The 20,630-nt window shown below is 67.9% G+C and carries 19 protein-coding genes; 9 read left to right on the top strand and 10 right to left on the bottom strand.

Annotated elements, in window-relative coordinates; all coding sequences use genetic code 11:
* Positions 1 to 92 precede the first annotated feature (92 nt).
* Entirely contained in the window at positions 93 to 1,445 is a 1,353-nt protein-coding gene (locus ACIA76_RS30575) for a S1 family peptidase (protein ID WP_397156734.1), read from the top strand.
* Between the two features lie 4 nt (positions 1,446 to 1,449).
* On the opposite strand, the gene ACIA76_RS30580 is transcribed toward ACIA76_RS30575, so the two are convergent.
* Positions 1,450 to 2,583: a DUF2235 domain-containing protein gene (locus ACIA76_RS30580; protein WP_397156736.1), complete on the bottom strand. Its 1,134-nt coding sequence runs from the start codon at positions 2,581 to 2,583 to the stop codon at positions 1,450 to 1,452.
* 120 nt (positions 2,584 to 2,703) lie between these two features.
* Here ACIA76_RS30580 and ACIA76_RS30585 point away from each other — a divergent pair, with 120 nt between their 5' ends.
* Positions 2,704 to 3,429: a response regulator transcription factor gene (locus ACIA76_RS30585; RefSeq protein ID WP_397156738.1), complete on the top strand. Its 726-nt coding sequence runs from the start codon at positions 2,704 to 2,706 to the stop codon at positions 3,427 to 3,429.
* Positions 3,426 to 4,703 (top strand): sensor histidine kinase, encoded by a 1,278-nt coding sequence (locus ACIA76_RS30590; RefSeq protein ID WP_397156740.1) that lies wholly within the window; start codon positions 3,426 to 3,428, stop codon positions 4,701 to 4,703. Before ACIA76_RS30585 ends, ACIA76_RS30590 begins: the two co-directional genes overlap by 4 nt.
* Here ACIA76_RS30590 and ACIA76_RS30595 read toward each other — a convergent pair.
* The gene (locus tag ACIA76_RS30595; RefSeq protein WP_397156742.1) at positions 4,684 to 4,926 is read right to left on the bottom strand and encodes a hypothetical protein; all 243 of its coding nucleotides are present in this window, start codon (positions 4,924 to 4,926) and stop codon (positions 4,684 to 4,686) included. The genes ACIA76_RS30590 and ACIA76_RS30595 overlap by 20 nt on opposite strands.
* Positions 4,927 to 5,053: 127 nt before the next feature.
* On the opposite strand from ACIA76_RS30595, the gene dnaE reads away from it, so the two are divergent.
* Complete coding sequence (gene dnaE, locus ACIA76_RS30600; protein WP_397156744.1) at positions 5,054 to 8,605, top strand: DNA polymerase III subunit alpha; 3,552 nt, start codon at positions 5,054 to 5,056, stop codon at positions 8,603 to 8,605.
* On the opposite strand, the gene ACIA76_RS30605 is transcribed toward dnaE, so the two are convergent.
* The 4 genes from ACIA76_RS30605 to ACIA76_RS30620 form a co-directional block, all read right to left on the bottom strand.
* Entirely contained in the window at positions 8,606 to 9,214 is a 609-nt protein-coding gene (locus tag ACIA76_RS30605; RefSeq protein WP_397156746.1) for an MspA family porin, read from the bottom strand.
* Positions 9,215 to 9,264: 50 nt separating this feature from the next.
* A complete protein-coding gene (locus ACIA76_RS30610) occupies positions 9,265 to 10,245 on the bottom strand; it encodes a LacI family DNA-binding transcriptional regulator (protein WP_397156748.1) in 981 nt (326 codons plus the stop codon).
* A gap of 83 nt (positions 10,246 to 10,328) precedes the next feature.
* Positions 10,329 to 11,243 (bottom strand): methyltransferase domain-containing protein, encoded by a 915-nt coding sequence (locus ACIA76_RS30615; RefSeq protein ID WP_397156750.1) that lies wholly within the window; start codon positions 11,241 to 11,243, stop codon positions 10,329 to 10,331.
* A gap of 67 nt (positions 11,244 to 11,310) precedes the next feature.
* Complete coding sequence (locus ACIA76_RS30620; protein WP_397156751.1) at positions 11,311 to 11,532, bottom strand: hypothetical protein; 222 nt, start codon at positions 11,530 to 11,532, stop codon at positions 11,311 to 11,313.
* A gap of 96 nt (positions 11,533 to 11,628) precedes the next feature.
* Here ACIA76_RS30620 and ACIA76_RS30625 point away from each other — a divergent pair, with 96 nt between their 5' ends.
* Both ACIA76_RS30625 and ilvA read left to right on the top strand, forming a co-directional pair.
* Positions 11,629 to 12,063: a nitroreductase family deazaflavin-dependent oxidoreductase gene (locus ACIA76_RS30625; RefSeq protein WP_397156753.1), complete on the top strand. Its 435-nt coding sequence runs from the start codon at positions 11,629 to 11,631 to the stop codon at positions 12,061 to 12,063.
* A 51-nt stretch (positions 12,064 to 12,114) separates the two neighbouring features.
* A complete protein-coding gene (gene ilvA / locus ACIA76_RS30630; RefSeq protein WP_397156755.1) occupies positions 12,115 to 13,470 on the top strand; it encodes a threonine ammonia-lyase IlvA in 1,356 nt (451 codons plus the stop codon).
* Between the two features lie 2 nt (positions 13,471 to 13,472).
* On the opposite strand, the gene ACIA76_RS30635 is transcribed toward ilvA, so the two are convergent.
* Positions 13,473 to 14,051, bottom strand: coding sequence for a TetR/AcrR family transcriptional regulator (locus ACIA76_RS30635; protein WP_397156757.1), 579 nt, complete (start codon positions 14,049 to 14,051; stop codon positions 13,473 to 13,475).
* Between the two features lie 50 nt (positions 14,052 to 14,101).
* Between ACIA76_RS30635 and ACIA76_RS30640 the strand changes: the two genes are divergently transcribed.
* Both ACIA76_RS30640 and ACIA76_RS30645 read left to right on the top strand, forming a co-directional pair.
* The gene (locus tag ACIA76_RS30640; protein WP_397156759.1) at positions 14,102 to 14,956 is read left to right on the top strand and encodes a phytanoyl-CoA dioxygenase family protein; all 855 of its coding nucleotides are present in this window, start codon (positions 14,102 to 14,104) and stop codon (positions 14,954 to 14,956) included.
* A 39-nt stretch (positions 14,957 to 14,995) separates the two neighbouring features.
* Positions 14,996 to 15,259, top strand: coding sequence for a helix-turn-helix transcriptional regulator (locus ACIA76_RS30645; RefSeq protein ID WP_397156761.1), 264 nt, complete (start codon positions 14,996 to 14,998; stop codon positions 15,257 to 15,259).
* A gap of 359 nt (positions 15,260 to 15,618) precedes the next feature.
* Here ACIA76_RS30645 and ACIA76_RS30650 read toward each other — a convergent pair whose 3' ends face one another.
* Positions 15,619 to 16,866 carry a serine hydrolase domain-containing protein gene (locus tag ACIA76_RS30650; protein ID WP_397156763.1) on the bottom strand — a complete coding sequence of 416 codons (1,248 nt, stop codon included), beginning with the start codon at positions 16,864 to 16,866 and terminating at the stop codon, positions 15,619 to 15,621.
* 175 nt (positions 16,867 to 17,041) lie between these two features.
* On the opposite strand from ACIA76_RS30650, the gene ACIA76_RS30655 reads away from it, so the two are divergent.
* Positions 17,042 to 18,412 (top strand): alpha/beta hydrolase family protein, encoded by a 1,371-nt coding sequence (locus tag ACIA76_RS30655; protein WP_397156765.1) that lies wholly within the window; start codon positions 17,042 to 17,044, stop codon positions 18,410 to 18,412.
* Here ACIA76_RS30655 and treZ read toward each other — a convergent pair.
* Both treZ and ACIA76_RS30665 read right to left on the bottom strand, forming a co-directional pair.
* Positions 18,384 to 20,132, bottom strand: coding sequence for a malto-oligosyltrehalose trehalohydrolase (gene treZ, locus ACIA76_RS30660; protein ID WP_397156767.1), 1,749 nt, complete (start codon positions 20,130 to 20,132; stop codon positions 18,384 to 18,386). The two genes, ACIA76_RS30655 and treZ, sit on opposite strands and share 29 nt — an antisense overlap.
* 20 nt (positions 20,133 to 20,152) lie before the next feature.
* Complete coding sequence (locus ACIA76_RS30665) at positions 20,153 to 20,350, bottom strand: hypothetical protein (RefSeq protein WP_397156769.1); 198 nt, start codon at positions 20,348 to 20,350, stop codon at positions 20,153 to 20,155.
* Positions 20,351 to 20,630: the final 280 nt, after the last annotated feature.

Genomic DNA, 20,630 nt, shown 5'->3' on the forward strand with positions numbered 1-20,630 from the left:
TCCGCACGATCCATCGCGTTTCGTCAGGGAGGCAGCTGAAGATGGAGTTCGGTTTTCGCGTGCGTCGGGTAGCGCTCGGCTGTTGTGTCGCAGTGACCATGATCGGATCGCTCGCCGCCCCGGCCTCGGCAGCGCCGCAGTCGCCGGAGATTCCCGCGGATCTGGTCGACGCGCTGCAGCGCGATCTGAAGATCGACGCGCAGCAGTACCTCACGCGCATCCGGACCGCCGAACAGCTCACCGCCTTCGCCGCGACCGCGCGCGTGGCGCATCCGAACGCCTTCGCCGGGGTCCGCATGGACGGCGATCGCGGCATCGTCGCGCTGAGCGAGGGCGTCAGCGCCGCCGCGGCCCGAAAGGCCGCGCAGCAGGCGGGCTTCGCCGTGGAGACCGTCGCCGACAGCGAGGCCACCCTGCGCGGGCGGCGCACCGCCTTCGAGCAGTGGCTCGCCCACCAGTCCAGTGCGATCGCCCAGTCCGTGGTGGGCTACGGCATCGACGTGGTCCACAACAGCCTCACCGTGCGGGTCGCCCAGGGCACGCAGCTGCCCAGCGAGGCGGGCCGGATCCGCTCGATCACCGCGGTCGTGCCGGTGGCCCGGCCCTCCACCACAGATGCCGCCGGACCGGCTCCGCTCGAGGGCACCGGCGCCGAGGCCGTCATCGGCGGCCAGCCCTTCGCCTTCGACTACTACGGCAGGACCGGTAAGTGCTCATTCGGCTTCAACGGCACCGACGCCGCCGGTCATGCCGTGAATATCACCGCGGGACACTGCAATCCGGACAACCTGGTCCCCGAGGCCGATAAGTCGCCGCAGCCGCGGCACGTCTTCGAGACCGCCGTCGACGCCCACGACAAGCGCCGCGGCGCCGACCTCGGCTACTTCGAGACGTCCAACCTCGGCCCACACGACTTCTCGGTCATCCGCATCGGCGACGCCGCGGCCGGGCGCTTCCGCAACAACATGATCACCACCCGCCGCATCACGGTGCCGGGCCCGCTGTCGGCCGGTTCGGCCGCCGGACTGCACCTGCCGACCAGCAGCAGCGAGGGTTCCGCGGGCGCTCCGCCGAACGCGCCCGATATCCGCATCGACGGCACGATGGATCCGGTGGCCGGCGGCATCATCTGCAAGGCGGGCCTGCGCACCGGCTACACCTGCGGACAGGTGCTCGACACCGATCTGGAACTGAATGTGAAGATGCAGCCGAACGACAAGGAGTCCACCCGCCTCGAGCATATGTTCGCCGCGAACGTCTGCGGCCAGCACGGCGACAGCGGCGGCCCGATCTTCGCCGGCACCAAGGCCGTCGGCATCACCAGCGCCGTCGCCATGGACCCCACCTCCCCCGACGACGGCTGCGGCGTGATCCCGCTGCTGATCGGTCAGCCGATCAACCCTGTGCTGCAGGCCAATCCGGGCCTGTCGGTGCGCACGAACTGACGACTCAGGCCGTGATCGACTGCGGCAGCTCCGAGGTCGTCTCGGCCGGCTCGTAGGGAAGCGAGCCGGCCAATTCGTTCTCCCAGCGCAGCACGTTCGGCGGATGGTAGTCCGAATCCGGCTGGGCCGTGGTCGACAGATAGACGCGGTGATCGTCGGGATCGCCCAGGCGCCGCCAGGAGTCCGGATAGAACCGCTGACTGCCCGGATGCACCAGCAGCGACGCCAGATTCAGCACGCGATAGCCGACGGTGAGCGAATTGTGCGGCGTCACCGAGTTGTCGAAGCCGGGACGGCGAGCGATGAGCTGCTCCAACCGATCTCGATCGAACGCCAGTCCCCGCCGCTCGGCCTCGTCCACCATCCAGCGCAGCGTGATATCGGACAGCCGGCAGTCAGGATAGCCGCCGCCGATATCGGTGTGCACGCCCTTGAACCAGACCTGTTTGACGCGTTCGGGATCGGGTCGCCCGGAATCCGGCACCTCCCACAGGCACGGCGCGAAGGCGCGGCGGCGCTCGTTGATGGCCAGGGCCTGGCGAGCGTATTCGACCGTCGGCGACAGGCGCAGATCGTGGAAGCGGTAGCGCCACGAGGTCACCATCGGCACGCCCATCGCGCCGACGGTGTCGAAGACCCCGATGAACTTGATCGGCACCGGATAGTGGCAGTTCTCCTCGCGGAAGCGCACCCACTCCTGCGGATCGGGATCGTCGGGACCGTGCTTGCGCTGGCGGTAGATGCGCAGCGCCTGCGGATACTTCTGATCGATCATCGCGTCGGCGGTCAGCAGGCCGAGGCGATGGATCATGCCCGCCAGGCTGCGCGCGGTGTAGGCGCCGCGGCTGAAGCCGAAGATGTAGATCTCGTCGCCGGGTTCCCAGTTCAACGCCAGCTGCCAGTACATGGTCGACAGATTGGCGTCCAGACCGAGCCCGAACGCGCCGCCGAGCAGCTTGTCGGCGAGATAGCCGCGCGAACCGGGCCCGTCGATGTAGAAGACGCGCTGACCCACCCCGGCGCCCCGCGCCGCGGTGGTGTGCAGCCGGACCGATTCGGCGATCTTGACGATATTGGACACCGAGGGGTTGCATTCGGCGCCCCACGTGCCGTCACAGCAGATCACCAGTCGTTTCATGGGTGAAATCCTCCCGCCCCGTTCGTCCCCGTACTTGAGTAGGCGACTACCCGAATCATCGCTCCCGCGGTACGCGCGCGTTAATGTTCCTCACAGATTTCTCATGAGACAGCTGCCAGTGTGACCGATGTGTCCTCCGACCGCGCCGTCACCGGCACCGCATCGCGCTGTGCTGGAATGAGCAGGATGCGCGTACTGGTATGTGAGGACGATCGGGAACTGGGCGACGAGGTCGCCGACGGTCTGCGGGCCGCGGGTTTCGCGGTCGATCTCGCGCGCGACATGGCCGATGCCGATCTCAAGATCGCGGTCAACGGCTACGACTGCCTGATCATCGATCGCGGCCTGCCCGACGGCGACGGCCTGGATCTGGTGCGCGCGCATCGCGAATCGGGCGAGCGCACCCCGGTGCTGATCCTCACCGCCCGCGACGGACTGGCCGACCGCCTCGACGGCTTCGCCCACGGCGCCGACGACTACGTGGTCAAACCGTTCGACCTCGACGAACTGGCCGCCCGGGTGCGCGCGCTGTGCCGCCGCCAGGAGCGCCCGGCGCCGACCCGTACCCAGATCCGCGATCTGGTGGTCGATCGGCCGCGGCGGCGGGTGCAGCGGGCCGGGGTGCTGCTGACCCTGACGCCCAAGGAATTCGGCGTGCTCGAACTGCTGGCCGCCCGCGCGGGAACGGTGGTCACCCGCACCGAACTCATCGAATGCTGTTGGGACGAGATGGCCGAACCCGCCTCCAATGTGGTCGACGTGGTGATCGCCCAGCTGCGCCGCAAACTCGGCGCGCCGCCGCTCATCGAGACCGTCCGCGGCGTCGGCTTCACCGTGCGACCGTGAACGGCCGCGATCCGCGCCCGGCCCTCGCGCGGCTGCGACGCACCCGCTGGATGCTGACCGCACTGTTCACCGCCATCACCGCGATCTGCCTGATCGTGTTCGGCGTCTTCGCCGCGACCATCGACGGGCGCTCGCGGCATCGGGCCATCGACGATCGCGTCGATCGGGTCGCGACCGGATTGGCCCGAGATGTGTTCTGGGACGACAACGGCGGACTCCTGCTCGAGGTGCTGCGCGACGACGATCTGGCTCAGGGCGTCGTCTCGGTAGCGGTGCTGACCCGCGACGGTTCCGGGCAGTGGCACGAGGCGTTCGGACATCGCCGCCCGGGGCTGCCGACCGACGCGGGACTGACGACATTGGCCGCGGATGCCGCCCGCGAACAGGATCAGCTCGTGCGGACCGTACCGGGCGGCGGCGGACATCCCGTGCGGGTGGCCGCGGTGCCGGTGTGGAATTCCGAATCATCCGTCGGCGCGGTGGTTTTCGCGGCCGTCGATCCGGCGCCCTCCGAACGCGATCACGACGGTCTGGTGCTGGCGCTGGAGCTGGGCGGCGCGGCCCTGATCGCGCTGGCGGCCGCCGCCGGACATCTGCTGTCGGGGCTGAGCATGCGTTCGGCGGTGCGCCTGCTCGACGATCAGGAACGCTTCCTCGCCGACGCCGCCCATGAACTGCGCACCCCGCTGGCCACGCTGCGCCTGCACACCGACGCGGGTCTGCGCGAACCCGCCCGCGCCGCAGCCGCTCTCACCGATGTGCGCCGACTGGCCGACCGGATGGGCCGCCTGGTCACCGGGCTCCTCGCCCGCGCCCGCACCCAGACCGGGGTGGTGCGACCGGAGACGATGCGGCTGCGGCTGGATCAACTGGTCGAGGGCGTGGTCGCCGAATGCGGCCCGGATATCGGCCTGAGCACCGAACCCACTGTGGTGCAGGCGGATCCGGATCTGCTGACCCTCGCCGTGCGCAATCTCGTCGACAATGCCCTCGTCCACGGCGGCGGCCGGGTCGAGGTCACCGTCGCCGCGGGCCGAGTTTGCGTCCGCGACCACGGTCAGGGCGTGGACGCCCGGCTCGGCGATCCGTTCACCCACGGCACCACCGGATCGGCCACCGGCCACGGCATCGGCCTGTCGATCGTGCGCTGGGTCGCCCAGCTCCATCACGGCAGCGCCACCATCGAATCCGCCGCGGACGGCGGGACCGTGGCCGTGCTGACCCTGCCGGAATCGGCTGCCCCGCAACCGGATATCAGTACCGGGTCAGAATGAGATCGGTCTCGAGCACATCGGCCGGCGCCAGCCAGCCCTTCGAACGGAGCGTGCCGATGGCCTTGTCGCGCAGCGTGCGCGCATCGTCCTGGGTATCGGTCTTGAAGGACAGTTCGATGATCGTCTCGGTGCCCGGGCCCGAGGCCGCGCGCACCGGCACCACCTCGAGATCGATATCGACATTCGATGCTCTACTCCCCGGGCGCGGTCGGTTCGGGGACACGCAGAACCACGACACGCCGATCTTGATACGGCCCCGACCAGGCACGTGACCTATACCATGAGCCGGTTCTGCGTGTCGGACCGTGTCGGGCGGATTTCGTCGGTGGGTGCCTCTAGAATCCGATGGCGTGTCTGCCTCGTCGGGATCATTCGTCCATCTGCACAACCACACCGAGTACTCGATGCTCGATGGCGCGGCGAAGATCACGCCTCTGTTCAAGGAGGCGGAGCGGCTGGGGATGAGCGCGGTCGGCATGACCGACCACGGCAACATGTACGGCGCCTCGGAGTTCTACAACTCCGCCAAGAAGCAGGGCATCAAGCCGATCATCGGCATCGAGGCCTACATCGCGCCGGAGTCCCGGTTCAACACCAAGCGCGTGCAGTGGGGCGATCCCAGCCAGAAGAGCGACGACGTCTCGGGTTCGGGCGCCTACACGCATATGACGATGGTCGCGGAGACCGCGACGGGCCTGCGCAACCTGTTCAAGCTCTCGTCGCTGGCCTCCATCGAGGGACAGCTGGGCAAGTGGGCGCGGATGGACGAGGAGATCATCGCCCAGTACGCCGAGGGCATCATCGCGACCACCGGCTGCCCCTCGGGCGAGGTGCAGACCCGCCTGCGCCTGGGTCATGAGCGCGAGGCGCTCGAGGCGGCGGCCAAATGGCAGGAGATCTTCGGCAAGGAGAACTTCTTCCTCGAGATCATGGACCATGGCCTGTCCATCGAGCGCCGGGTGCGCGAGGGCCTGATCGAGGTCGGCCGCAAGCTCGGCATCCCGCCGCTGGCGACCAACGACTGCCACTACGTGCACGAGACCGACTCGGCCAACCACGAGGCGCTGCTGTGCATCCAGACCGGTAAGACCCTGTCCGATCCGACCCGCTTCAAGTTCGACGGCTCCGGATACTTCCTCAAATCCGCCGCGGATATGCGCGCCATCTGGGACGCGGAAGTCCCGGGCGCCTGCGACAATACGGTCCTCATCGGTGAGCGCGTGCAGTCCTACGACGAGGTGTGGGCCCACCACGACCGGATGCCGATCTTCCCGGTCCCCGAGGGTGAGACCCAGGGCAGCTGGCTGCGCCGCGAAGTCATGATGGGCCTGGATCGCCGCTTCCCCCATGGCGTTCCGCCGGAATACATCACGCGCGCCGATTACGAGATCGGCGTCATCAACGAAATGGGCTTCCCCGCCTACTTCCTCATCGTCGCCGACCTCATCACCTACGCCCGCTCGGTCGGCATCAATGTCGGCCCGGGCCGTGGTTCGGCGGCCGGATCGCTGGTCGCCTACTCGATGGGCATCACGAATATCGACCCGATTCCGCACGGTCTGCTGTTCGAGCGCTTCCTCAATCCCGAGCGCGTCTCCATGCCCGATATCGATATCGACTTCGACGATCGCCGCCGCGGTGAGATGGTCCGCTACGCCACCGATAAGTGGGGCAGCGACAAGGTCGCCCAGGTGATCACCTTCGGCACCATTAAAACCAAAGCGGCGCTGAAGGATTCGGCGCGCGTACAGTTCGGCCAGCCGGGCTTCGCGATCGCCGACCAGATCTCCAAGGCGCTGCCGCCGCCGATCATGGCCAAGGACATTCCGCTGTCGGGCATCATGGATCCCGAACATGAGCGGTACAAAGAGGCCGCCGAGGTCCGCGAGCTCATCAACACCAATCCGGACGTCAACAAGATCTACGAGACCGCGCGCGGTCTCGAGGGCCTGATCCGCAACGCGGGCGTGCACGCCTGCGCGGTCATCATGTCGAGCGAACCGCTCACCGACGCCATCCCGGTGTGGAAGCGCGCACAGGACGGCGCGATCATCACCGGCTGGGACTACCCGTCGTGTGAGGCCATCGGCCTGCTGAAGATGGACTTCCTGGGCCTGCGCAACCTCACCGTCATCGGTGACGCCCTGGTCAACATCAAGGCCAACCGCGGTATCGAACTCGATCTCGACACGCTGCCGCTGGAGGATACGGCCACCTACGAATTGCTCGCGCGCGGTGACACTCTCGGCGTGTTCCAGCTCGACGGCGGCGCCATGCGCGATCTGCTGCGGCGCATGCAGCCCACCGGCTTCGAGGATATCGTCGCGGTGCTCGCGCTGTACCGCCCCGGCCCGATGGGCATGAACGCCCACAACGACTACGCCGACCGTAAGAACGGGCGCCAAGAGGTCAAGCCCATCCATCCGGAGCTCGAGGAGCCCCTGAAGGAGATCCTGCGCGATACCTACGGCCTGATCGTGTATCAGGAGCAGATCATGCAGATCGCGCAGAAGGTGGCCGGCTACTCACTCGGCCGAGCCGATATCCTGCGCCGCGCGATGGGTAAGAAGAAGGCCGAGGTGCTCGAGGCCGAATTCGAGGGCTTCGAGAAGGGCATGATGGAGAACGGATTCTCCAAGCCCGCCATCAAGGCGCTGTGGGACACGATTCTCCCGTTCGCCGGCTACGCGTTCAACAAATCGCATGCCGCGGGCTACGGCCTGGTGTCGTTCTGGACCGCCTATCTCAAGGCCAACTACAAGGCCGAATACATGGCCGGTCTGCTCACCTCCGTCGGCGACGACAAGGACAAGGCCGCCGTCTATCTGGCCGACTGCCGCCGCCTCAACATCCAGGTGCTGCCGCCGGACGTCAACGAGTCCGAACTCGAATTCGCGTCCGTGGGCAACGACATTCGCTTCGGCATGGGCGCGGTACGCAATGTCGGCGCGAACGTGGTCGCCTCGATCATCGCCGCACGCAAGGAGAAGTCGAAGTTCACCGACTTCTCCGACTATCTGAACAAGATCGACGCCCTCGCCTGCACCAAGAAGGTCACCGAATCCCTGATCAAGGCAGGCGCTTTCGATTCGCTCGGACATCCACGCAAGGGCCTGCTGCTGGTGCACTCCGATGCCATCGACGCGGTGATGTCCACCAAGAAGGCCGAGGCCATGGGCCAGTTCGACCTGTTCGGCGGGCTGGACGCGGGCGACGACTCGGTGGCCAGCGTCTTCGATGTGAAGGTCCCCGACGAGGAATGGGAGACCAAACACAAGCTCGCCCTGGAGCGGGAGATGTTGGGGCTCTACGTCTCCGGCCATCCACTCAACGGCGTCGAACATGTGCTCGCGGCCCAGTCCGACACCCCGATCCCCGCCATTCTCGAGGGCGATGTCAAGGACGGCGCGCAGGTCACCATCGGCGGCATCTTCGCCAATGTCACCCGCCGCGTGAACAAGAACGGCATGCCCTGGGCGTCGGCGCAATTGGAGGACCTCAGCGGTGGCATCGAGGTGCTGTTCTTCCCGCAGTCCTATTCGGTGTACGGCATGGACGTCACCGAGGACGCCATCGTCCTGGTCAAGGCCCGCGTCTCCGCCCGCGACGATCGCGTCTCGCTGATCGCCAACGACCTTGTGGTGCCGGACCTTTCGTCCATCGGCGTGGAGAAGCCGCTCTCGGTGATCATCCCGACCCGCCTGTGCACCCCCGATAAGATCGGCGCCCTCAAGCGAGTCCTGAACAGCCACCCCGGCACGGCGAACGTCCTGATCCGCCACGTCGGCGCCCGCGAGAGCACCACCCTGCTGCAGGTCGCCGACAACCTGCGGGTCTCCCCGTCCTCGGCACTGATGGGTGATCTGAAGGCGCTGCTGGGCCCGGGCTGCCTGGCGGGATAGCTAGAGCCAGGTGGGGTCGCCGAAGACCGCGCCGCTGTCGTCCACGTCGGCGGATCTGGCGTAGACGTAGGCGTATTGGCGGATGGTGACGGGGCCGCTGCATTGGTTGACGGTGAGGTGGAAGTCGCGGATGACGATCTGGACGACGCGACCGGGGGCCATTTCCTTTTCGCCGACGGGGATCTCCTTCACCTCGCCGGGTGCCAGGCTCATGCTCACGATGGGCTGGAATTCGGCCTGTACCTGAGGGAGTCCGCTCTGGGCGCCGGGGCTGGTGACGGTCACCTGCGGCGAGGTGCCCACGCTGCCGCCGCCGATATTGACCGCGCAGCCGATGTGGTAGCCCGTTTTCAACACCCCGACCGCGGGGCCGTTGATGCGGCCGTAGGAGATGCCGCTGAGCAATGCCTCGCGCGTGGTGCCCATGAGGTTCAGCGGCGCAATCCGATTGACGGTCTCGAAGCGGCTGCCGACCGTGAAACTGCCGAATACCGAGGCGAAGGACTTCTCGTGCGGCGTCATCTCCTCGACATCCGCCCGCGCGGTCGGCGCGCAGCACATGACGGCACCGACGGCGATCGCGCAGACCTTCCACAGGGCGGACGTCATGATCGAAACTGTAGTAGCAGACGGCTATCTGCCCAGAGCGGACACGCGGTCTAGCGCGGTGCGGCCGAGCTTTCCCGCACCACCAGCGTCGGCGCCACCGGCGGTTCCGACACCGGCTCGGCGGCCTCGAGCAGCTGTTGCAGCAGTCGCATGCTGCGCCGGCCGACCTCGTCGAAGTCCTGACGGACCGTGGTCAGCGACGGCGATAGATATGCCGCCTCGGGGATATCGTCGAATCCGACCACCGATACCTGCTCGGGCACCCGCACGCCGCGCTCGGCGAAGGCGCGCAGCAGGCCGAGCGCCATCTGATCGTTGGCCACGAATACGGCCGTGATATCGGGGTTTTCGGCCAGCGCGCGCCCGGCCACATAGCCGGAACGCGCGCTCCAATCGCCCACGGCGGGCGGCGGCACGGGCGCACCCGCGGCGGCCAGCGTGTCCTGCCAGCTCTCGCGGCGGTCGCGCGCCTCCCAGAAACCATCCGGTCCGGCCAGATGCCACACCGTCTGGTGCCCGAGCTCGAGCAGATGCCGGACCGCCGATCGGGCGCCCTCGAATTGATCCACCGATACCGACGGCAAGCCCACCTCGCGCCCCGCCTCCACCACCACCGCCGCCAGCGGCGTGGGCAGGCTGTGCAGGGCCGCGGCCGCGGCCTCCTGTGGCGCGATGACGATCACCCCGTCGACGCCCTGACCACCCAGGGTGTTCACCGCCGCCAGCACGCTGTCGCGATCGACCTTCTCGAGGGTGACGATGCCGACGCCGTAACCCGCTGCGCGCGCGGCCCTTTCGATGCCCAGCAGCATGCACGCCGGGCCGTAGAGAATGGTGTCGAAGGTGACCACGCCGAGCACCTTCGAGCGGCGGCTCACCAGTCCGCGGGCCATGGCGTTGGGCCGATAACCCAGTTCGGCGACCGCGGCCAGCACCCGCTCACGCGTCTCCGGCCGCACCTGCGGGCTACCGTTGAGCACACGCGAGACCGTCTGATGCGACACGCCCGCCAGCTTGGCGACGTCGGTCATCACCGCTGGTCGTTGTCTGTCCGCCACATCCCGCCTTCCGTGGTCCCGGTCCCAGGTTAGCGTTCCGGCTCGGGCGCAACGGGTTACGGCTTATGCGCGAGCACCGCGGCCAGGGTGACGGAGACGTGATAGTCGTCTGCGGCCACACCGGCGTCCAGATCGGCGAGGAATCGCGCGCGCTGGGCGGCGCTGATCGCACCGGCGGCCTCGGCGCGCCGGCTGAGTTCGGCATACGGCGGCCGGAACTGGGCGGGCTCCCACACTCCCGCCACGGCCTGGGTCGAATCGATGACACCGCCGGCCGAGGCGAGCAGACCGCGCAGCCGCCGCCCCGCCGCCGGATTGGGAATCCCGGCCAGCATGAAATCGTGCAGCGCCAGCAGAATCACCGGATCGGCCGGATGCACGATCGCGGTATACCAATCGGTATCGATCAACACCACCCGCCCGCCGGGCCGCAACACGCGCAGGATCTCATCCGTCGCCACCCCCGGCTCCTCGAGATGCTGATACACCCGCTCACAGCGCACGGCATCGAACGAACCATCGGGAAACGGCAGCCGGTAGGCCGAGCCGGTGACGAAGGAGACCAGGCCCCTGTCGACGTACCCGGCCCCCGCTTTCCTGTACCCCGGCACCCCCTCGCGGTACCTGGCCTCTTCCTCGCTGTACCCGGCCACTTCCTCGCTGTACCCGGCGTCAGCCGGGTTTGCCGCTCGCTTGCGAGCCAGCTCGATCATCCCGGGATTGGGGTCGATGCCCACCGATTCACCGGTCACTCCGACCCGCTCCGCGGCGGCGAGGACCTCGGTGCCGGTGCCGCTGCCGACGTCGAGGACGCGCTCACCGGGCCGTAGATTCAATGCCGCGCGCGACCATTCCCGCAGGTACTGGATGCCGGGCACCCGATCCTGCACGTCCAGCAGCCACACCTGTTCGTCGAGACGTCCGACATCGGTGCCCTCATGGAACGAAAGAGCATGGGCGCTATCGGTCATCACATCGCCTCGCAGTTCGGAGCAAACAATCGGCCGACACTACGATTCGCGCTGAACTAGGGGTTTATCAATGTGACAGCTGCCACTTTCCGCGTGCGACGGCAATCACCCAACGCAGGGCCGCGACCGCGGCGGCCGCGAGCACGGCCACCTGCGGGGAGCCGGTGACCACGGCGAGTACGACACAAGTCAGCAGCGCGAGGACCAAGGCCTCGAGTTTGTACACGGGCCACGCCGTACCGGCGATATCGATACTCGCCGACCGCGGGATGGGGTTGACCGCTGCCATGTAGTCAGGGTACTCGGACTGTCAAGTTCGGGTAGGCGAACTTTTGCGGAGGAATGCGAGGGAATAACGAGCGATAGCCGGGGAATTACCAGTGATATGCCACTCACCGGAGAGTACGAACCCAGCCCGTCCGATATGGCCCGCGACCACGCCGCGCAGTACGAGGCCAGCAACGGCGCCGAGGGCAACACCATGCAGGGCAAGCCGATCATCCTGCTCACCACCAAGGGCGCGAAGACCGGCAAGCTGCGCAAGACCCCGCTCATGCGGGTCGAGAACAACGGCGAATACGCGATCGTCGCCTCGCGCGGCGGCGCGCCGAAGAACCCGGTCTGGTACTACAACGTCAAGGCGCATCCACATGTCGAACTCCGTGATCGCGAGGTGGTCAAGGACTACACCGCCCGCGAGGTGTTCGGCGACGAGAAGGCGCAGTGGTGGGCGCGGGCCGTGGAGGCCTGGCCCGATTACGCCGAGTACACGAAGCGGACCGATCGCGAGATCCCGCTGTTCGTCCTCACCCCGCAGTAGATTGCGCATGCGGCCGGGGGCGCCCGCAACGCCCCCGGATAGCATGGTCGAGTGCCGAATCCGCTTGATCTCGCAGAGCAAGTGCCCGGTCCGCCGCCCGAGCTGAGCGCGGACGAGATCGATGCTGCCGCCAAGCGAATTTCGGACATCATCGAGCCGACGCCGCTCCAGCGTGTGGACCGGCTGTCGGCGCTGACCGGTGCGAACGTCTACGTCAAGCGCGAGGATCTCACCTCGGTCCGCTCCTATAAGCTGCGCGGCGCCTACAACCTGATCGTCCAGCTCACCGCCGCCGAACGCGCCGCGGGCGTGGTGACCGCGAGCGCCGGAAACCACGCGCAGGGTGTGGCATTCGCGTGCCGGGCGATGGGCATCTCCGGGCGCATCTACGTCCCGACCACCACGCCGAAGCAGAAGCGCGACCGGATCCGCGCGCACGGCGGCGAATTCGTGGAGCTGATCGCGACCGGCGACACCTACGACGCCGCGGCCGCCGCGGCCGCCGACGATGTCGCCCGCACGGGCGCGACCATGGTGCCGCCCTTCGACGATCCGCGCACCGCCGCCGGCCAGGGCACGATCGCCGCGGAATTCCTCGAACAGCTCGGGCACACACCGGATCTGGTGATCGTGCCGGTCGGTGGTGGCGGCTGCCTGGCGGGGATCGCGACGTATCTGCGCGAACGCTCGCCCGCGACAGCGATTCTGGGTGTGGAGCCGTCGGGCGCGGCATCGATGACGGCCGCCCTCGTGGCGGGCGGGCCGGTGACACTGCCGGAGATCGATCCGTTCGTCGACGGGGCCGCGGTCCGCCGGATCGGCGATCTGCCCTATGCGATGGTCGCCAAGTTCGGCGGCCGGGTGATCTCGCACGCCTCGCTGCCGCTGCTGACCGCGACCGAAACACCCACGGGCGCAGGCTCTTTCCGGATCACGCTGGTCGACGAGGGCGCGATCTGCACCACGATGCTCGAGCTGTATCAGAACGAGGGCATCATCGCCGAACCCGCGGGGGCCCTGGCCGTCGCCGCACTGCCCGCGGTCGCGGTCGAGCCGGGCTCCACGGTGATCTGCCTGGTCTCGGGCGGTAACAACGACGTCTCCCGCTACGGCGAGATCATCGAACGCTCGCTCGTCCATCGGGGACTCAAGCATTACTTCCTGGTCGACTTCCCGCAGGAACCCGGTGCCCTGCGCCGCTTCCTCGACGAGGTCCTGGGCCCCGACGACGATGTCACCCTGTTCGAATACGTCAAGCGCAACAACCGCGAGACCGGTGCGGCGCTGGTCGGTATCGAACTCGGCTCGCCCGACGGTCTGGATCCGTTGTTGAAGCGCATCCAGCACTCGCCCATCCAGTGCGAACGCCTGGATCCCGATTCCCCCGTGTACCGCTATCTCACCTGAACTCAGGCCGTTCCGAGCGCGGCGGCGGTCAGACGCCACAGCTGTTCGGTGGCTCGGTCGGGTGTCGGCGGTGGGGTGGCGCGCAGTTGCCGGGCGATGCCATGGCGCAGGCCGCCGATGACGTAGGCGCCCGCGCAGTCGGGGTCGAGGTCGGCGGGGAGCTGGCCGAGGGCCTGGCCGCGGCGGATGTTGTCGGCGGCATCGTCGATGAGGCCCTGGATGTAGACCGCCTCGAATTCGATCAGCTGCGGGTCCAGCGCGGTGCGATCGAGCAGGATCGGGGCGAGCGGCTCGCCGAAGTGGTACGCGACGAATCGGCGGGTGCGTTCGTGTTCGCGGATGCCCCAGTCGGCGTCGGGCGGCAGATGCGCGTCGGCGAGGGCGTGGCGCAGTGCTGCGTAGAAGCCGTCGTAGATCGCCGCCAGCAGACCGCTTTTGGAGCCGAAGTGGTGGTAGAGCGCGCCGGTGCTCAGTCCGGTGCGGCGGGTGAGCGCGCTCAGTTCCATCACGCCGTTGCCGCGGACCAGTTCGTCGCGGGCCGCGTCGAGTAGTTGTTGACGCCCGATCGGAGGCCGTGCCATAGTCGAACCATAACAGAACTCAGTTATGTTACGGACTCGAGGAGCCGCTCATGAGCACCGAAGTGTCGTCGTTGACGGATCTGGGTGGCGATCTGGCGGGCACGTATCGCCGGACCGCGAGCGCCGGCGCGGGCATCGACGCGACGGTCGTCGAGGCGGATCTGGCCGCGGTCCGGCGGGACGGGTATGTGATCCTGCCCGATCTGCTCAGGCCCGACGAGCTCGGCGAGATCCGCGAAGCCGTTGCGCCACTGCTGGATCGGCACGGCCGCAACCGGTTCGAGGGGCATACCACGCAGCGGGTGTACAGCGTGTTGAACAAGACCCGCGCCTGCGATCGGATCGCCGATCATCCCCGGGTGCTGGCGCTGCTGGACCGGTTGCTCCTGCCGAACTATCTGCTGTCGATGCTGCAGATGATCAACATCCTGCCCGGCGAACAGGCGCAGATGCTGCACACCGACGACAGCTTCTATCCGCTGCCCAGGCCGAGGCAGGCCCTGGGCGCCGCGACGATCTGGGCGATCGACGATTTCACCGCCGCCAACGGAGCCACCGATATCGTTGCGGGCAGCCATCTGTGGGGCGATCGCCTGCCCGAGGAGGGCGAGCGCGCACCCGTGGTGATGCGGGCCGGATCCTGTGTGTTCTTCCTCGGCACCCTCTGGCATGGCGGCGGCGCCAATCGCTCGAGCACCGCCCGCCTGGCCGCCACCGCCCAGTACTGCGAACCGTGGCTGCGCCCGCAGGAGGCGTTCACCCTGTCCACGACCCGGGACACCGTGCGCGCCGTCTCCGAGGACATCCGCCGCATGCTCGGCTACAGCATCCATCCACCGTTCATCGGCCAAGTCGACGGCATGCACCCCAAACGCCTGCTCGAACCCGGCGCCCAGCCGCTGTGAATCTCATGTGACGGCCCGGTAGTAGACGACTCCGCCCATATGCCGGCGTCGCTCCGAAGCGGCCAGGGTGCAGTCGAATCCGGCCTCCCGCAACAGATCCGCAATGCCGTCGCCCGCACAGTCCAGGAATGGATCCTCCAGCGCCGCATGACCGAAGCCCGCCGCCTACTCGCCGATACCACCCTGCCCATCGCCGAGATAGCCCGCCGCGTAGGCCTTCCCGATCCCGGCTACTTCACCCGCCAATTCCGCCACACCTACGGCCTCCCACCCCGAACCTGGCGCACCACCTCACCCGCGTGACCGCACCGGCGTACTGCGCATACCCCTCGACGCGCAGTACGCCACCACTCGACAGATTTCCAACAGAGAATCCGAGATCTACAGCAACTGACTAGCTACCGTTTCAGTTTGCGTGCCCCCACACCTGGAGGGAAGCGAATGTGGTCGTTGTCACCACAACCACAGCCACAACGGAGCCCCGCCCCGCGAACCCTCCCCGCCCCCGCCCCGCGAACCCTCCCTGTCCCCGCCGCGCACTCTCCCCGTTCCCGTCGCAAACTCTCCCTGTCCCCCCGCGCACTCTCCCCGTCCCCGCCGCGAACCCTCCTTGTCCCCGCCGCGAACACCCCTGTCCCCGCCCGAGCGAAGCGAGGGTGGGGTCAGGCGGCCTGAGGTTGGCTGACCTGGGTGGGGCGGGTGGGGCGGGCGTTGCGGACTGCCAACGGTAGGACCCAGCTGGCGGCGAGTTGGTCCCATGCGAACTTGTTGAGGGTCAAGCGGTTGTGGACGAAACCCACCGACAATCCCGAGCGGGGGTCGGCCCAGCCGAAGGAGCCGCCCAGGCCGATATGGCCGAAACCGTTGTGGGCGCCGGGAATCGGGAGGGAGTGGTAGCCGAGGTGCCACAGCATCGGGACGTAGAACAGGGCGTGGTCGAGGTGGTAGCTCTCGATCTTGGTGAGGGCGCGGATCGTTCGGGCCGAGAGGTACTGCCCGCCGTCGGCCATGCCCCCGCAGGCCAGGGCGCCGTACATGGTGGCCAGCGCGGTCGCCGTGCACACGCCGTTGCCGGCGGCCAATTCGGTGTTCATGATGGGCGGTTCGTCGCCCTCGAGCAGTGCCTCGAGACCGGGCAGGAACAGCGCGCGGGTGGCGGCTCCGGGCGCGCCCGGAATGCCGGACGCATGCCCGAGGAACAGCGCGCCGACCATCGAACCGGCCGCAGCCAGCCGCGATCCCGACAGCGCGGCGACCGTCGTCGCCGCGTCCGCGGGCGGGCGCCCCAGATACATCCCCTCGATGCCGAGCGGCTCGGCGACCTCGGTGCGAAACAACTCCCCCATGCCCCGGCCGGTCACCGACCGCGCCAGCCCGGCCAGCAACCAGCCGAAGGTCAGCGCGTGATAGGCCGGAACACCCAGCAGCCGATCGGGTTTCGCCGCCGCCAGCCGCCGCTCCATCAGCCGATGGTCGAGCACCTCGTCCAATCCGGCGGCGAGGGGCGCCAGCCCGGACAGTCCGGCGCGGTGAGTGAGCAACTGCCGCACCGTGATTCGATCCTTGCCCGCCGCGCCGAATTCCGGCCAGTACCGCGCCACCGGAGCGTCGTATTCGATCAGCCCGCGATCGGCCAGGCGGTGAACAACCGTCGCCGCAATGCCTTTCGTCGCCGAGAACACGATGCTGCCGGTATCGCCGGTCCATGCCGCACCCGGTGCCGCCTCCCCGGTCCAGACCTCGACCAACGCCTCGCCGTGCCGATGCACCGACAGGGCCCCACCCGCCCCGCGCCGCTTACCCACCAGCCGGGCGAACGCACGCACCAGCGGCTCGAATTCGGCGGCGGCATACCCGCCGACCTCGGCGGGAAGGTCCGCACGGGGGGATAAAAAAGCGTCGTTGCTCACATACCCACGGTACTTGCGAACAAGAGCGGTCGGCAATGATGTTGACCGACCGGTGATTTCCCGCGCCGTCGGGCCCGCCGCGGTGAGACACGCCGCGATCTGGGCGAACGGTGCGAATACCGCGGCATCGATCGCACCGCGGTGTTTACGCTGGGTTATGCGATCGTTGCGCTCGGTGGCCGTCGTAGTTCTGCTCGTGGCCGTGGTGGCGGGCTGCTCGTCGTCGGAAACGCCCAAGCCGACGATGGCCCCGGGCCAGGGCTTGGCGGGCGACTGGAACGGCGTGCTCGCCCTCCCGGACAAGCAACTGCCCGTCGGGGTCACCTTCGCCAAGGACGTCGCCGCCGTCACCGTCCCCGACCAGGGGATATACGACCAACCCGCGACCGGAGTCTCGACCGATCCGAACAACATCACCTTCACCGTCCCCGGCATTCCGGGCGTGCCGAACTTCAAGGGCCGCTACGACTCCGACACCATCACCGGCACCTTCAGCCAGTCCGGCAACCAATGGCCGCTGACCATGAGACGCGGCGCGGTGCCCACCCCGCCGCGCCCGCAGGAGCCGAAACCCCCGTGGCCGTACAAGTCCGAAGATGTGACCTACCGCAGCGGCGATATCACCATCGCGGGCACCCTCACCCTGCCGGGCGCCCCCGGCCCGTATCCGGCGGTAGTGCTGATCACCGGCAGCGGCGCCCAGGACCGTAACGAGGAAGTGTTCGGGCATAAGCCGTTCCTGCTCATCGCCGATACACTCACCAAGGCCGGATACGCCGTATTACGCACCGATGACCGAGGCATCGGCGGCACCGGCGGCAAACTCTCCACCGCCGATTACACCGATCTGTCCAACGACGTGGTCGCCGGATTGACCTTCCTGCGCGGCCGCACCGATATCGACCGCACCCGGATCGGCCTGCTCGGCCACAGCGAGGGCGGCTACCTCGCTCCCCTGGTCGCCTCGCGCCCGGACAGCGGCGTGGCCTTCGTGATCATGATGGCGGGCCCCGCCGCATCGGGCTCGGACGTCCTGCTGGAACAGAATCAGGTCCTGCTCCGGGCCCAGGGCGCGAGCCCGGAGGAAATACAGAAGCAGATCGAATTCGTCAGCACCCTCACGACTCTGATCCGCACCGGCGATATGGATCAGGTGCGCCGGTACATCCACGACCACAACACCCCGCTACCGGTCGATCAGCAGATCCCGGACGCGGGCGCCGACTTCTACACCTCGCCGTACTTCGCCTCGTTCATCGACTACGACCCCACCCCGGCCCTGAAGGCCCTGCGCGTACCGGTGCTCGCCTTCTACGGCACCAAGGACCTTCAGGTCCCGCCCGCCCAGAGCGAGCCGCTGGCCCGCCAGGACCTGGCCGCCGATCCCGACGCCGACGTCCACGTCTTCGACGGCCTCAACCACCTCATGCAACCGGCGAATACCGGCCTGCCCACCGAATACGGAACCATCGAAACCACCATCGCCCCAGAGGTTCTCTACTACATCACCGCCTGGCTCACCAAGCGGTTTCCGCCCGCGCGCTGACCGATTCCAGCACGACGAACGAATGCGCGGGAAGGCCTGTGCCCGTGGCGTTCCGCTCGACCTCACCCCAGGCCGCCAGCACGGTCCCGTCGAACGGCACGACGACGGGCACCTCGGACAGATTGCACACCAGACGAATCCGGTTACGGCACACGGCGATCCAACCCCGCTCCGCATCGAAGTCGACGGCGAGTCGCTCCAACCAGGGATCGGCGAGATCGGGATGGTCGCGACGCAGCGCCAGCAGCGCGCGATAACACTCCAACAGCCGCGCCTGCTCCGGTTCGTCGAGTTCGGCCCAATCCAGCTTCGAGCGTTCGAAGGTCGCCGGATCCTGCGGATCGGGAATCTCGGTGGCAGGCCAGCCGTGTTCGGCGAATTCGTCCTTGCGGCCCTGCGCGACGGCCGCGGCCAGTTCCGGTTCCGGATGAGAGGTGAAGAACCGGAACGGAGTACGCGCGCCCCACTCCTCCCCCATGAACAGCATCGGCGTATACGGCGACAACAGCACCAGCGCCGCCTTGATCGCCAACTGCCCCGCGTCGAGATACGCACTGGGCCGATCCCCGAGCGCGCGATTGCCCACCTGATCGTGGTTACAGGTGTAGGCCAGCAGCGCACTGGCCGCGATCACCCGAGTATCCAAGGGCCGCCCGTGAATACGGCCCCGGAAGCTGGAATAGGTCGCGGCATGGAAGAACCCGTGCCGCAACGTCTCGGCCAGACAGCGCAGCGAGCCGAAATCCGCGTAGTAGCCCTGCCTTTCACCGGAGACGGCGGTGTGCACGGCATGATGCAGATCGTCGTTCCACTGGCCCTGCAGCCCATACCCGCCCGCCGCGCGCGGGGTGATCAACCGGGGATCGTTCAGATCGCTCTCGGCGATCAACGTCAACGGCCTGCCCACCCGCGCCGCGAGCCGCTCGGTCTCCACCGTCAGCTCCTCGAGGAGATGAATCGCGCGGTGGTCGACCAGCGCGTGCACGGCGTCCAGGCGCAGCGCATCGATATGGAACTCGTCGAACCAGCGCAACGCATTGCCGACGATGAACCGGCGCACCTCGTCCGACCCCGGCCCGTCCAGATTCACGCTCTGCCCCCACGTGTTTCGCCCCGCGCTCAGATACGGGCCGAATCGGGGCAGATAGTTCCCGGACGGTCCGAGATGGTTGTAGACCACGTCCAATGCCACCGCCAGCCCCCGCGCGTGACAGGCGTCGACGAAGCGCTGCAACCCGTCCGGACCGCCGTAGGGCTCGTGCACCGCGTACCACAGCACGCCGTCATATCCCCAGTTGTGCACGCCGTTGAACGCGTTGACCGGCATCACCTCCACGGTCGTGACGCCCAGCTTCACCAGATGATCCAGCCGCCCGATCGCCGCGTCGAAGGTGCCCGCGGGCGTGAACGTCCCGATATGCAGCTCATAGAACACCGATCCGGCCAACGGCCTGCCGGTCCACCCGGCATCGGTCCATCGGCCGCTGTCGAGCGCATGCACCGCCGACCGGCCGTGCACACCGTCCGGCTGACGCGGCGAGCGCGGATCGGGCAGGACGGCCGGATCGTCGTCGAGCAGGAACCCGTAGCGGAGGCCGTCCTCCGCCGCGAGCTCGGCCCGCCACCAACCTCGCGTATCCGCCGTCATGGCGTGCTCGCGACCGTCCACCTCGACCCGCACCCGCCGCGCCCGCGGCGCCCACACCTCGAACAAGGTCACCGTCCCAGCATGACACCGGGCTAAGTTCGGCGACGTTCGAAGGCATCGTGGAGCTGTTCGAGGCACGACAGCCGGGAGCTGTCCAATCGCACCTTCCCCGCCTCGACCAGCACCACCAGCGCTGCGGCCTTCTGCGGGCAGTTGTCCAGACCGCACCGCCTGTGCGCCTGCCAGATCAGATGGGCGCCGTTCACCGTGAGCGGCTGGACCTGCCGCATATGCCGGTTCATCCGCGCGCCCGCCGCGCCGCGCGCCGGCCCTGGTTGGCGCCCGCGCAGAATGCGGAGATCTTCGTGAACCGACGTAACCGCGGCTCCCCGCGAGAGCAGCCGAATCCGGGCGCGTCGACGAGCGAGACGCCCTGCACCCCAGTGACTTCCGATGGTCCCATCATGAACCGCCTCACCGCTCCGCTAATCTTGGGCATTCGGCACATCCCGGTCACCGACCGCTCGGTCGCAACGCATCGAGACCGATTCTCCATTCCGAATGCACGTG

The sequence above is a fragment of the Nocardia sp. NPDC051570 genome (assembly GCF_044454005.1).
Classification (GTDB): Bacteria; Actinomycetota; Actinomycetes; order Mycobacteriales; family Mycobacteriaceae; genus Nocardia.